Origin of the sequence: Arthrobacter sp. NPDC058192 (genome assembly GCF_042883665.1) — a bacterium.
Taxonomy (GTDB): Bacteria; Actinomycetota; Actinomycetes; order Actinomycetales; family Micrococcaceae; genus Arthrobacter.
Window position 1 is genome coordinate 122,737 of the sequence record NZ_JBHVVJ010000017.1, and the last position, 13,463, is coordinate 136,199.

Below are 13,463 nucleotides of genomic sequence, written 5' to 3' on the forward strand. Positions count from 1 at the left end.
GCCTTAGTTCTGGGGTGCTGGGCACGGAGCCACGCCATGACGGGATGACCAGCCGGGAGCCGGCCAGGGGCTTCCCTCAGTCATGGCGTGGCTCTTCCACGTCCGGGCCCGCGGCAAAGTGGGGCTGGCTGGACGGTAGATTAGTACTTAGACGATATTTCCGGATTTTCGGGCTTCCCGGATTTCCCGCACTTCCCCAGAAACGGATACCCCACCTGTGGTCCTTCGACTCTCCCAGCTGTTCCTGCGCACCCTGCGCGAAGATCCCGCCGACGCCGAGGTGGCCAGCCACCGGCTCCTGGTCCGTGCCGGGTATATCCGGCGGGCCGCGCCGGGCATCTACACCTGGCTGCCGCTGGGTCTGAGCGTGCTGCGCAAGGTGGAGCAGGTGATCCGCGAGGAAATGTCCGCCATTGGTGCGCAGGAAGTCCACTTCCCGGCGCTGCTGCCCAAGGAGCCCTACGAGGCCACCAACCGCTGGACCGAATACGGCGAGGGCATCTTCCGGCTCAAGGACCGTAAGGGCAACGACTACCTGCTGGCCCCCACGCACGAGGAAATGTTCACCCTGCTGGTCAAGGACCTGTACTCCTCGTACAAGGACCTGCCGCTGAGCATCTACCAGATCCAAAACAAGTACCGCGATGAGGCGCGTCCCCGCGCGGGCCTGCTGCGCGGCCGCGAATTCATCATGAAGGACTCCTACTCCTTCGACGTCGACGACGCTGGCCTGGACGCCAGCTACGAGGCGCACCGCGGCGCCTATCTGAAGATCTTCGCGCGCCTCGGCCTGGAGGTCGTGCCCGTGGCCGCCACCGCCGGTGCCATGGGCGGGTCCAAGAGCGAGGAATTCCTGCATCCGACCGAGATCGGTGAGGACACGTTCGTGCGCTCCGCCGGCGGCTATGCAGCCAACGTCGAGGCCGTCACCACCGTGGTTCCCGCGGAGATCGACTTCAGCAACGCCCCGACCGCCGAAGTCCGCGACACCCCGGACACGCCCACCATCGAAACGCTCGTGGCCGCGGCCAACACGCTCGTTCCGCGCAGCGAGGCCGACGGCGGCGCCTGGACCGCCGCGGACACTCTCAAGAACGTCGTTCTCGCGGTCACGCTGCCCACGGGCGAACGCCAGCTCGTGGTCCTTGGCGTCCCCGGCGACCGCGGCGTCGACCTGAAACGAGTCGAAGCCAACATCGGCGCCTTCCTGCCGATCGCCGGTGAAATCACCCTCGAAGCCGCCAACGACGACGACCTGAAGAAGCAGCCGCTCATCGTCAAGGGCTACCTCGGGCCCGGGATGTCCCTGGACGCGCCTCTGCTGGGCACCGAAGGCGCCGCGAAGCTTCCCTACCTCGTGGATCCCCGCGTGGTCAGCGGCACCGCCTGGGTCACGGGCGCCAACGAGGCCGGCAAGCACGTCTTCGGCCTCGTCGCGGGCCGGGACTTCGGCTGGGACGGCGTCATTGAGTGCACCGACGTCCGCGCCGGGGACGAGGCCCCCGACGGCTCCGGACCCCTGGAAACCGCCCGCGGCATCGAAATGGGGCACATCTTCCAGCTCGGACGCAAGTACGCCGCGGCCCTCGACCTGAAGGTCCTGGACCAGAACGGCAAACAGGTTGTGGTGACCATGGGCTCCTACGGCGTCGGCGTGACCCGTGCGGTGGCTGCCCTGGCCGAGTCCAACCATGACGACAAGGGCCTGGTCTGGCCGCGCGCCGTCGCCCCGGCCGACGTCCATGTGGTGGCCGTAGGCCGCGGCGAGGAAATCTTCGCCGCCGCCGAAAAGCTGGCGCTGGAACTTGAGGCTGCCGGTCTCGACGTCATCTATGACGACCGCCCCAAGGTTTCCCCCGGCGTGAAGTTCGGCGACGCCGAACTCGTCGGCGTGCCCACCATCCTCGCCGTCGGGCGCGGGCTCGTGGACGGCGTCGTGGAGATCAAGGACCGCCGCAGCGGCGACGCCGAGAACGTCGCCGTGGACAAGGCTGTTGACTACGTGGTCAACGCCGTCCGCAACAGCTGACGCTGCGCAGTGCTAAGCCATACTAAATAGTGGTCTCGGGACTCGAATCGATCCAGCTCGGTACTGTCATCCTCATCGTCGTGGCGGGTCTGGCCGCGGGCTGGGTGGACGCCGTCGTCGGTGGCGGCGGACTCATCCAGCTCCCGGCCATGCTCCTGGTGCCGGGCATCAGCCCGGTCCAGGCGCTGGCCACGAACAAGATGGGGTCCATCTTCGGCACCACCACGAGTGCGGTCACCTTCTACGGGCGCGTCCGGCCCGATCTGCGCACGGCCCTGCCCATGGCGGCGATCGCGATGGCGGGCAGCTTCGGCGGTGCGGCGCTGGCCGCCAACCTGCCCGCGAGCGTGTTCAAACCGATCATCGTGGTGGCGCTGATCGCCGTCGCGCTCTTCACTGCCTTCCGGCCCAACGTCGGTGAGCTGACCAAGCTGCGCCACGAGGGCCACCGGCATTACATAGTGGCCTGCCTCATCGGCGGCCTGATCGGTTTCTATGACGGCCTGATCGGTCCCGGAACCGGGTCGTTCCTGATCATCGCCCTCGTTTCGGCCATGGGCTACGCCTTCCTGGAAGCAAGCGCCAAGGCCAAGATCGTGAACGTGGCCACCAACGCCGGCGCGCTGCTGTTTTTCGTGCCGCACGGAGCCGTGCTGTGGGGGCTGGGGCTACTGCTGGGCGCGGCCAACATGGCCGGCGGCTACCTCGGCGCCCGGACGGCCGTCAGCCAGGGAAACAAGTTTATCCGTGTGGTGTTCCTGGTGGTCGTGGGCGCGCTGATCATCAAGCTAGGTTCCGACGTCTGGCAGGACAACTTCGCCTGAGCCCTTCCGACGCAACATGGAGGGGTTCTGCGGGTCAACGCGGGGACTCCCGGTGCCGCGCCGCCGGGCGTAGCATGCAGCTATGTCAGCAGGCGAGGAACGCTACCGGGATGCCCTCGAAGCCGCGGCCGGGCATGCACGCCAGTGGCTGGAGAGCCAAGGAACGCGCCGCATTGGACCACAGGTCACGGCGGCCGGGCTCGCGGCCGACTTCGGCGGTCCGCTGCCCCGGGAGGGGATGGCGGCGGCGGAGGTGGTGGACTATCTGGCCGCCAAGGCCGAACCCGGGCTGATGGCCATGCCGTCGGGGCGGTTTTTTGGCTGGGTCATCGGCGGTACGCTGCCGGCTGCGTTGGCGGCGGACTGGCTGGTCAGCGCCTGGGACCAGAACGCGGGTCTGCGCTTCGCCACGCCAGCGGCCGCCGCAATCGAGGAAGCCGCCGGCAAGTGGATCCTTGAGCTCCTGGGCCTCCCCGAAGAGTCCGGCGTCGGCTTCGCCACCGGAGCCACCATGGCCAACTTCACGGGACTTGCCGCCGCCCGCTGGCGGCTCATGGCCGATGCCGGCTGGGACCTCGACGGCGACGGGCTCGCCGGCGCTCCCCGGATCCGCTGCTTCGCGGGGCAGGAACGGCACGACACCATCGACCTCGGCCTGCGCTATCTGGGGCTCGGCGGCCCGATCGTCGTGCCGTCCGACCGCCAAGGACGCATTATCCCGGCCGAACTCGATTGTGCCCTGGACCTTGCGCTCAGCGCCGGGGAGGACGGCCGTCCCGTCCCTGCCCTGGTGTGCCTGCAGGCCGGCAACCTCCATTCCGGCGCCTTCGACGCCTTCACCGAGGCGATCGCCGTCGCGAAGGCGCACGGCGCCTGGGTCCATGTGGACGGGGCCTTCGGCCTGTGGGCGGCCGCCGTTCCGGAACTGTCCGCCCTGACCGCCGGACTCCGGCTGGCGGACTCGTGGGGGACCGATGCGCACAAGACCCTCAACGTCCCGTACGACTGCGGAATCGCCATCGTGCGCGATGCCCGTGCCCTGCGTTCGGCCATGGGGTTGCACACCAGCTACCTGATCCAGGCCGTGGACGGGGCCGGTGACCCGTTCGAGAGCGTGCCTGAGCTCTCCCGCCGGGCGCGCGGCGTGCCAGTATGGGCGGCGCTGAAATCGCTGGGCCGAGACGGCGTCACCGGCCAGGTCCGCACCCTGGTGCTGCGGGCGGCCCAGCTGGCCGAAAAGCTCGCCGCCCTGGACGGCGTCGAGGTGCTCAACGACGTCGACTACACCCAGGTGTCCCTGGCCTTCGGGGATGACGCCGTAACGCGCGCCGTGACAGAGCGGATCATGGGTGACGGGCGCGTCTGGATGTCCGGTTCGCGCTGGCAGGACCGCGAAATTCTGCGGATTTCGGTGAGCAACTGGAGCACCGACGACGGCGACGTTGCAGTCGCCGTCGGCGCCGTCCGTGACGCCTTGGCGGCCGTGCGCCGCTAGGCTGCGTCAGGAGGGGCCGGGCGCCTGCCTATCCGACGGCCTCGCTAGCCGGCTGCCTCGCCCGGCGCCGACAGTTCCTGTGGCTCGGGCAAGCCGGGAAGCGTCCGGCCCGCCAGCGTGCTCGCCACCCAGAGGGAGCGGGCCAGATCGCCCTCATGAAGCGGTTTCGAGGCATACCAGAGGGCGTTGTCAACCTCGCGCGCCAGGCTCCACTGCCGGGCGGTTTCTGCGTCCAGGCCGGCCGCCTCGCTGAAATCCCGGCACCGTGCGAGCAACGCCCGCCCGGGATCCTTCTGTGGCAATTCGCGGAGCCTGTTCCACAGCACGGGCGCCACGGCAAACTCGGCCTCGCCGATCAGGGGCTGCGGATCAATCGCGGCGTACGGCCCGGTGCCTGTTGGCCCTTCCCACCGCGTGCCCGGATCCGGCGCCCCGGGCCGCGCCAGGATGTTCAGGTAGTGCAGGTCTGTGTGCACCAGAACGTCCTTGCCGGATCGTCTGCCGACGGCGCCACGGGTCTGGCAGACTTCAAGCGCCGCCTCCAGCAGCCACCGGGGGAACGGCCGCGCCAGCTCTTCCCACGTCGCGGGGAACTCATCGCTCCACCGTTCGGCACGGGCCGCCACGTGATCGATTTGCTGCCACTGCGGCCGGTCGTCAGGGGCCACACTGAGTTGATGGACCAAGTTGCCCCACACCGGCACTGCCGCTTCCAGAGGGACATCCAGGAGGGAGCGGGAGGCGTCCAGCCGCTCCAGGAGCAGGGCGCAGGATCCGGCGTCCGCGGCCAGCAGCCGAACGGCGCCGTGGCCTGCCCACAAGACGAGGGCGAGGTGCTCCTGGGTGGCTTCCTCATCAGGGAAGGCCACCTTGAGGACAGCCTCCCCGCCCTTGCGGTCAGCGCGGTCACTGCCCGGGGACCCCTGGCGGCATCGCACGGGGATCACGACGCCGCCGTGACCGTTCCAGGGCAGCGCGCCAGGCTCGAGGTCCAGCACAAGGTCCCACTCGTCCACGAACCGTCTGATCAGTCCGGGAAGTGTCTGCAGCCAGTCGCGCCCGGCCTGCGTGCGGCTGTACCGGCGGGAGAGATCGGGCGGAATGGGGACATCCGGGAATGGGCTCACGGGACCTATCGTAGGGGCCAGTTCGTAGGTTTTCGGCGCAGGGGTGTTCGGCGAAGAGGGGTGCGGTGCGGACCGGCAGGGAAAAGCGTCGATGAGGGCGTTCCGCGGCTGCCCCCTGACGTGCCGGTTGGTTCTAGCCGATGATGCTCGCCCCGAGCAGGTTGCCGATCGCAAACGTGGCCACCAGCGCAGCGGCGCCACCAACTACCACGCGGATGGCGGCTTTAAGCTTCGAGCCGCCGCCAATCCACGCACCGATGGCACCGGTGGCCGCCAATGCCACGAGCACGGCCACGAAGGTCAACGGAATCCTGATGTTTTCCGGCGGCAACAGGATGGCCAGCATGGGCAGGACCGCCCCGATGAGGAACGCGATCGCAGACGCCAGGGCCGCGTGCCACGGGCTGACAATGTCGGTCTCATCGATGTTGAGCTCGGCCGAGAGGTGGGCGCTGAGGGCATCGTGGGCGGTGAGCTCCTCGGCTACGGTGCGGGCCGTCTCGGGGCGGAGGCCTTTGCTTTGGTAAATGGCGGTGAGCTCCTCGAGTTCCTCCTCGGGCTGCTCTTCCAGTTCCTGCCTTTCCTTGTCAATGAGGGCGTGCTGGCTGTCCTTCTGGCTGCTGACGGAGACGTATTCGCCCAGGGCCATGGAGATCGCGCCGCCCACGACGCCTGCGGCGCCTGCGATGAGAATGGCCCCGGTGTCCGTCGTGGCGCCGGCGACACCGACCACGATCGCCGCGACGGAGACGATGCCGTCGTTCGCCCCGAGGACGCCCGCACGGAGCCAGTTCAAACGGTGCGCGAGGTCATTGCGGTGCGGTTCGTTCTCATGCAGGGTTGCGGCGCCGGTGCTTTCCATGACTCCAGCAAAGCACCCGGATTGCCGGGCTGGCCAGTATTCCAAGGCTAAGCATGGTAAGGCGACGCTTGGTCCGCGTGGCACCGGAAAGCGCCACCAGAAAGGCGGGCACCAGCGACACGGAACGGGGCACATTGAGCGGCGACACGCCGTCGTACTGGGCGCTTGCACGGATTCCGGCCGGCAAAGCCGCCCCGGACCGCATGATCGGGATCGGACGGGGAGCTTCAGTTCGCCGACAGGACGCCTCAGCCTGATGGAAGCGGCGCAGGCGACGGCAGCGATGCGCTGTCCAAGCCAGGCAGTGCGCCGGGATCCGCGCCCCAGTGCACGGACCGCTTCCCGGAGCTGTAGAGGGCCGCGATGGCCCACTGCCGGGTTTCGCCCTCGCTCAGCGCCACGAGGTCGCCGTACACCGGCAACGCGGCGGCCTCCAGCTTGCCGAGGCCGGCAGCGGGGGACGCCAGGAATGACTTGCCCAGTGCATAGCCGGCCTCGCGCGGCGGAACAGCCAAGCAGAGCCGCCTGCTGAGGGATTCCGCGCCGCGGAGGAGCTCATCGTGGCGCGCCAGTGCCTCTGCCGCGGACGCCGCTGCAGCTCCCCTTACCCGGGGCAAGGCCACCTGGTAGCTGTAGACAGCTTCCGCTTCGGTCTGAACCACCGCGGCCAGCGCGGCCGCCTCGGACGCGCCGGCCGGAGTGGTCTCCGGTCCCGACTGCGTCCCGGCGGAATGGATGGCGTCAGGGACAGCAGCGTCAGGGACGGCGGGAGAAGCAGCCGTGGCGTCACCGGCGGCGGACTCGGCGGAGCCAGTAGCGCGAGAAGATCCGGCCTGCGCGGGTTCGGACGCGCAGGTGCCGGACAGCTTGGGGAAGGCGACATCGGCGGACGGCGGGGCCGTTGTTCCGGTTTCCGCCGCCAAGGCGGACGCCCGTAGCAGCTGCGCGGTGCCGACGGCGGCCAGCAGCCGTGCCATGCCGCCGTCGGCCACGGCAGCGTCGGCCAGGCGCTGGCGTCCGCTGTCCGCGAGAGCCGCCACGAGCGCGGCGGCGGTCGCGGGCGCCTGGGCAACGGGAGTTCCGGCTGGGGAAGGCGATGCGGTAGCCGTAGCGGCTGTTTTGGCGGGGGGTGAGGCGTCCGACGCGGTGGCCGAGGCGCCCGCCGCCTCCGAGTCGGTCTCGCCGGGCATCCGAAGGGCTTGCGCCTGGGTAGTCAGCAACGTCACAGTCCGCTCGACGGCGGGATTCCCGGCAGGTTCCGAACCGCCGTCGAGGCTGGCCGGTGGAGGCTTTGAACCGTCCTGCACGGCGGTCACAAGACGGCTGCCGGCGGCCTTCAATCGCAGGGTTTCGGTCAGCGCGGCGGCGCGGGCCTGCTCGGAGAACGAGGGTTCCGCGGGTTCCGGCGGCCGGGCCGGTGTCAGCACCACACCGAGGCTCACCACTACCAGAGCGAGGCAGGCCAACAGTGCATAGCGGGGGAACAACCGGGGAAAGTGGTCCTGCCATCGCTTTTCCCGGGAGACGTCATTCACAACAGTCCATGTTGTCATGCCGGGCGGGAACTGAAGTGCACCATGCCGCCCGGAATATCGCTAGGCTAGTACACACAACATCATCTAGAGGGAGGCGGCCGGCATCATGACCAACGCAGAAGCCACGACTTCAACAGACCGGACCGGGACGGGGAAGGCTGAAGCCGCACCCGTTCACAATGTGGAGGCCGAGCGCCTGCATGCTCTCCTGGAACCCGCAGTCCTGGCGAACCGGTTGTATCTGGAGGACGTGTCCATTCATGTGGCTGGCGCCAATCGGGTGGTCCACGTGGTGGTGGACCTGCCGCAGGAGGAGACCGGCGGCGTCGGGCTCGACGTCATCGCCGAGATCTCCAAGACCCTCTCCGACACCTTGGACAACGACCCCAACATGGACGCGCGCCCTTATGAGCTCGAGGTCTCTTCGCCCGGCGTCGGACGCCCGCTCACGGAAGAACGCCACTGGCACCGCGCCCGCGGACGGATGGTCAACGTGAACGTGATCCAGGGTGACAACGTCACCGGCAGGATCCAGTCCGTGGATGACGGCGGCGTCGTCCTGGTCCCGGAAATTGCCGTCAAGAAGGGCATGAAACCCAAGCAGGGTGAGCCCGTCAAACTTCCTTTCGACAGGATCCGCAGCGGAAAAGTCGAGATAGAGTTCAGCCGCCTCGAAGAAGCCGGTCTGGAAAAAGAACACAATGGACCTTCCGAGGAGGCCTAATGGATATTGACATGAGCGCGCTGAGACTCCTGGAGCGTGAGCGTGAAATCCCTCTGGATCTCCTGATTCCGACGATTGAGCAGGCACTCCTGGTTGCGTACCACAAGACGCCGGGAGCCTTCGAAAAAGCGCGGGCCGAACTGGACCGCAAGAGCGGCCACGTGACGATCTGGGCCACCGAAATCGACGACGACGGTGCCCCCATCGGCGAATTCGAGGATACCCCCGCGGGCTTTGGCCGGATCGCGGCGAGCACCGCACGGCAGATCATCCTCCAGCGCCTCCGGGACGCGGAGGACGACAACGTGCTGGGCCAGTTCAAGGGCCGTGAAGGCGAGCTGGTGGCAGGCACCATCCAGCAGGGCAACAACCCGCACATGATCCAGGTGAACCTGGGCACGGTGGAGGCGCTGCTGCCGCCGCCCGAGCAGGTTCCCGGCGAGAAGTACATTCACGGCAACCGGCTGCGCGCCTTCGTGATCGACGTTCACCGCGGCACCAAGGGACCGTCCATCACGCTGTCCCGCTCGCACCCCGGCCTTGTCCGGAAGCTCTTCGAACTCGAAGTTCCCGAAATCGCGGACCGTTCCGTCGAAATCGTGGCGCTTGCCCGCGAAGCCGGCCACCGCACCAAGATCGCTGTCAAGGCAAACACTGCCGGCGTGAACGCCAAGGGTGCCTGCATCGGCGAAATGGGCTCGCGGGTCCGCGCCGTCATGACCGAACTGAACGACGAAAAGATCGACATTGTCGATTACAGCGACGACGCGGCGACCTTCATCGCCAGCGCCCTCTCGCCGTCGCGCGTGAATTCGGTCACGATCACCGACGAGGCAACCCGCTCCGCCCGGGTCGTTGTTCCCGACTACCAGCTTTCCCTGGCAATCGGGAAAGAGGGGCAAAATGCCCGTCTTGCCGCCAAGCTCACGGGCTGGCGGATCGATATCGTGTCCGACGCCGCCGTCGACACCGGCAACTAGCCCAGTCACCGGCAACTAGCCCAGGAGCCGAGCAGGAAGAGCGCACGGGCACAGCGGCGGGCAGCCGGCGCGGCCCGCCGCCTGCGCCCGGCCGTCTCGCGGGGCACGCGCCGTTTCGCCGCCGACCGGCGTGCCCGGGTTCGGGACCCGGGCGCCGGAGGGGCTAGAATAGACATGACCGCGCCTAAGGGCCGGTATCCGCGTGTCCTTGGCGCGTCCGGTTTTTCCGGACTTTTCGGGGACACAGATACACCAACAGATGTTCTGGCAGGAAGAAACTCGAACGTGGCACATGTGCAACACCTCGGGAATCAGCCGCAGCGCACCTGCATAGGATGCCGGCAAAAAGGGTCGCGGTCGGAGTTACTCCGGCTCGTCGCCGGCGCCGGCGGTTCGTCCGCCGTCGTTGTGGATGAACGACGCCGGATGGCTGGCCGGGGAGCATGGCTGCACCCCAGCGAGAAGTGTCTGGCACTGGCGGTGAAACGTCGAGCGTTCGGCCGCGCCCTCAATGGCGCAGCCGATACGGCTGATGTTGAACGCCGAGTCAGTGCCGGCACGAAAGCCGTGGACACCCCGGTGGCCGCAGCAACAACCGTCCAACCTGAAAGCGGGTCAGAAAACTGATGGAAACCCGATGAGTTCCCAGCGATGAGTGCGCAACGATGACAACTTTGTTGCGCTCTGCAATGGGCCTTTCAGCTGCATTCGCGGCGGAGGCCCGCAGTAAGAAGTAGACGGTTCGTGCCTGGCTCGGTGCGGACCGAGACAGGAGAAATGTGGCCAAGGTCCGCGTACATGAGCTTGCTAAAGAGCTCGGTATTACTTCCAAAGATGCAGTAACCAAACTGCAGGAATTGGGCGAATTCGTTCGCTCCGCCTCGTCAACCATCGAGGCTCCCGTTGTGCGGAAACTGCGCAACGCCTTCCCGGACGCCCCCGCAGCTTCGAAGTCCGAAGCTCCGGCGCCCGCCCCCCAGACAGCACCCGCCCAAGCGGCTCCCAGCCCGGCAGCAACCCGTCCGGCGCCTGGTCCCGCTGCGCCCAAGGCCGCTGAAGCCAAGGCCGAAGCCCCGGCTCCGGCTGCCGCTCCGGCTGCCCCTGCAGCCCAGACCCCTGCAGCCCCCGCTGCCCAGGCACCTGCTGCCCAAGCAACGGCTGCTCCCTCGACGGGCATCAAGCCCGGCGCGCGTCCGGCCCCCAAGGCTGAAACCCCGGCCGCTCCGGCACGCCAGGGCGGCTCCGCACCCCGTCCGGGCGGTCCCCGTCCCGGCAACAACCCCTTCGCAACGTCCCAGGGCATGCCCCGGGGCCGCGGCGGCGACAACGAACGTGCTGCCCGTCCGGGCAACAACCCGTTCGCGCCCTCCCAGGGCATGCCCCGTCCGGGTGGAAGCCGCACCGAGGGCGAACGCCCCGGTGGTCCCCGTCCGGCTGCGGGCGCAGGCGGCCCCCGTCCGGGTGGACCGCGTCCGGCAGCGGGCGCAGGCGGTCCCCGCCCCGGCGCCCCGCGCCCGGCCGGTGCTCCCGGCGCACGTCCCGGTGCCGGCGGTAACCGCCCGACGCCGGGCATGATGCCCAACCGCACCGAACGTCCCGCACCCGCAGGTGCCGGCCGTCCCGGTGGCGGCGGCCGTGGTCCGGGTCGTCCGGGCGGCGCTCCGGGTACCGGTGCCCCCGGTGCCGGTGGCGGCGCTCCGGCCGGTGGTGGCTTCGGCAAGGGCGGCCGCGGCCGTGGCGGCACCCAAGGTGCCTTCGGCAAGGGCGGCGCAGGCCGTGGCAAGCAGCGCAAGTCGAAGCGTGCCAAGCGCCAGGAACTGGAGCAGATGAGTGCTCCGTCGCTGGGCGGCGTGAGCGTGCCCCGCGGCGACGGCAACACCGTTGTCCGGCTTCGCCGCGGCTCGTCCATCACGGACTTTGCCGACAAGATCGAGGCGAACCCGGCAGCACTGGTCACCGTTCTGTTCCACCTCGGCGAAATGGCCACGGCCACGCAGTCGCTGGATGAAGAGACGTTTGCCCTGCTCGGCGAGGAACTTGGCTACAAGCTGCAGGTCGTTTCGCCGGAGGACGAGGAGCGCGAGCTGCTCTCCACCTTCGACATCGACTTCGAAGCCGAGCTCGAAGCCGAAGGCGATGAAGACCTCGAGGCACGTCCTCCGGTAGTCACCGTCATGGGCCACGTTGACCACGGTAAGACCCGCCTGCTCGATGCCATCCGCAAGTCGGACGTCATGGCTGGCGAACACGGCGGCATCACCCAGCACATCGGTGCCTACCAGGTCACGCACAACCACGAAGGCGACGACCGCAAGATCACCTTCATCGATACCCCGGGCCACGAGGCGTTCACCGCCATGCGTGCCCGTGGTGCGAAGGTCACCGACATCGCCATCCTGGTGGTCGCAGCGGACGACGGCGTGATGCCGCAGACCGTTGAAGCCCTCAACCACGCCCAGGCGGCCAACGTGCCGATCGTCGTGGCCGTGAACAAGATCGACAAGGAAGGCGCCAACCCGGACAAGGTCCGTGGCCAGCTGACCGAGTACGGCCTGGTTCCGGAAGAGTACGGTGGCGACACCATGTTCGTGGAGGTCTCTGCCCGCCAGAACCTCAACATCGACGAGCTCCTCGGCGCCGTCCTGCTCACCGCAGACGCTGCCCTGGACATGCGCGCCAACCCGAACAAGGACGCCCGTGGCATCGCGATCGAAGCCAACCTGGACAAGGGCCGCGGTTCCGTGGCCACCGTCCTGGTCCAGTCCGGTACCCTGCACGTCGGCGACACCATCGTGGCAGGCACGGCCCACGGCCGCGTCCGTGCGATGTTCGACGACGACGGCAGCGCCCTGACCGAGGCCGGCCCGTCCCGCCCCGTCCAGGTGCTGGGTCTGTCCAACGTGCCGCGCGCCGGTGACACCTTCTTCGTGACCGCTGACGAGCGCACCGCCCGCCAGATCGCCGAGAAGCGTGAAGCCGCCGACCGCAACGCCGCCCTGGCCAAGCGCCGCAAGCGCATCAGTCTGGAAGACTTCGACCAGGCCGTCGCCGAAGGCAAGATCGACACCCTCAACCTCATCCTCAAGGGTGACGTGTCCGGTGCCGTGGAAGCCCTCGAAGACGCGCTGCTCAAGATCGACGTCGGCGAGGGTGTCCAGCTCCGCGTCATCCACCGCGGTGTCGGTGCGATCACGCAGAACGACGTCAACCTGGCAACGGTCGACAGCGCCGTCATCATCGGCTTCAACGTCAAGCCCGCAGAGCGTGTTGCCGAACTGGCAGACCGCGAAGGCGTGGACATGCGCTTCTACTCCGTCATCTATGCAGCCATCGATGACATCGAGGCAGCCCTCAAGGGCATGCTCAAGCCGGAGTACGAAGAGGTCCAGCTTGGCACCGCCGAGGTCCGCGAAGTGTTCCGTTCCTCCAAGTTCGGCAACATTGCAGGCTCGATCGTCCGCTCCGGTATCATCCGGCGCAACGCCAAGGCCCGCATCAGCCGCGACGGCAAGATCATCGGCGACAACCTCACCGTTGAGACGCTCAAGCGCTTCAAGGACGACGCCACCGAGGTCCGCACGGACTTCGAGTGTGGTATCGGTCTTGGCTCGTACAACGACATCACCGAAGGCGACATCATCGAGACCTTCGAGATGCGCGAGAAGCCGCGCGTCTAGGTTGTCTTAGCAGTTGTGGCGGGGAGCCTCCGAGTTTTGGGGGCGCCCCGCCGAGGTGCGGGGCCGTCGGATTTCTTTCCGGCGGCCCCGCACCTTCGCCGGACGGGTTGCGATCTACGATAGCCACCCCTCCCGGGCCCACAGGCCCCATGGCCCACCCACGCCCCCGGGAAAAAAACCCAACGGAGTGGGGCGGTGTTTTGGTGACCC

Annotated in this window: 10 protein-coding genes; 7 read left to right on the forward strand and 3 right to left on the reverse strand. The window is 68.1% G+C overall.

Going from position 1 to position 13,463, the window contains the following annotated elements; translation table 11 throughout:
- The first annotated feature begins 217 nt into the window (after positions 1-217).
- From ACFVVK_RS16985 to ACFVVK_RS16995, 3 genes are all read left to right on the forward strand, one after another.
- A complete protein-coding gene (locus ACFVVK_RS16985; protein WP_390269434.1) occupies positions 218-2,029 on the forward strand; it encodes a proline--tRNA ligase in 1,812 nt (603 codons plus the stop codon).
- Between the two features lie 29 nt (positions 2,030-2,058).
- A complete protein-coding gene (locus ACFVVK_RS16990) occupies positions 2,059-2,853 on the forward strand; it encodes a sulfite exporter TauE/SafE family protein (protein ID WP_390269437.1) in 795 nt (264 codons plus the stop codon).
- Positions 2,854-2,935: 82 nt separating this feature from the next.
- Positions 2,936-4,348, forward strand: a complete 1,413-nt coding sequence (locus ACFVVK_RS16995; RefSeq protein WP_390269440.1) for a pyridoxal phosphate-dependent decarboxylase family protein — start codon at positions 2,936-2,938, stop codon at positions 4,346-4,348.
- Between the two features lie 44 nt (positions 4,349-4,392).
- Here the strand turns inward: ACFVVK_RS16995 and ACFVVK_RS17000 are convergent, their stop codons facing one another.
- The 3 genes from ACFVVK_RS17000 to ACFVVK_RS17010 all read right to left on the reverse strand — a co-directional run bounded on the left by ACFVVK_RS17000 (position 4,393) and on the right by ACFVVK_RS17010 (position 7,872).
- A complete protein-coding gene (locus tag ACFVVK_RS17000; protein WP_390269443.1) occupies positions 4,393-5,475 on the reverse strand; it encodes an aminoglycoside phosphotransferase family protein in 1,083 nt (360 codons plus the stop codon).
- Between the two features lie 133 nt (positions 5,476-5,608).
- Positions 5,609-6,337 (reverse strand): VIT family protein, encoded by a 729-nt coding sequence (locus ACFVVK_RS17005; RefSeq protein WP_390269446.1) that lies wholly within the window; start codon positions 6,335-6,337, stop codon positions 5,609-5,611.
- Positions 6,338-6,585: 248 nt separating this feature from the next.
- Positions 6,586-7,872, reverse strand: a complete 1,287-nt coding sequence (locus ACFVVK_RS17010; RefSeq protein ID WP_390269449.1) for a DUF4439 domain-containing protein — start codon at positions 7,870-7,872, stop codon at positions 6,586-6,588.
- Between the two features lie 106 nt (positions 7,873-7,978).
- Here ACFVVK_RS17010 and rimP point away from each other — a divergent pair, with 106 nt between their 5' ends.
- From rimP to infB, 4 genes are all read left to right on the forward strand, one after another.
- A complete protein-coding gene (rimP, locus tag ACFVVK_RS17015) occupies positions 7,979-8,596 on the forward strand; it encodes a ribosome maturation factor RimP (protein WP_390269452.1) in 618 nt (205 codons plus the stop codon).
- Positions 8,596-9,576, forward strand: a complete 981-nt coding sequence (gene nusA, locus ACFVVK_RS17020; protein WP_390269455.1) for a transcription termination factor NusA — start codon at positions 8,596-8,598, stop codon at positions 9,574-9,576. The genes rimP and nusA overlap by 1 nt, the downstream gene beginning before the upstream one ends.
- Before the next feature lie 174 nt (positions 9,577-9,750).
- Positions 9,751-10,203, forward strand: coding sequence for a YlxR family protein (locus ACFVVK_RS17025; protein WP_390269458.1), 453 nt, complete (start codon positions 9,751-9,753; stop codon positions 10,201-10,203).
- Positions 10,204-10,355: 152 nt separating this feature from the next.
- Complete coding sequence (gene infB / locus ACFVVK_RS17030) at positions 10,356-13,253, forward strand: translation initiation factor IF-2 (protein WP_390269461.1); 2,898 nt, start codon at positions 10,356-10,358, stop codon at positions 13,251-13,253.
- Positions 13,254-13,463 lie beyond the last annotated feature (210 nt).

Coding starts and splice junctions, on each gene's coding strand:
- ACFVVK_RS17025 (WP_390269458.1), top strand. CDS start 9,751: ATGACCGCGCCTAAGGGCCGGTATCCGCGTGTCCTTGGCGCGTCCGGT.
- ACFVVK_RS17005 (WP_390269446.1), bottom strand. CDS start 6,337: ATGGAAAGCACCGGCGCCGCAACCCTGCATGAGAACGAACCGCACCGC.
- rimP (WP_390269452.1), top strand. CDS start 7,979: ATGACCAACGCAGAAGCCACGACTTCAACAGACCGGACCGGGACGGGG.
- ACFVVK_RS16995 (WP_390269440.1), top strand. CDS start 2,936: ATGTCAGCAGGCGAGGAACGCTACCGGGATGCCCTCGAAGCCGCGGCC.
- nusA (WP_390269455.1), top strand. CDS start 8,596: ATGGATATTGACATGAGCGCGCTGAGACTCCTGGAGCGTGAGCGTGAA.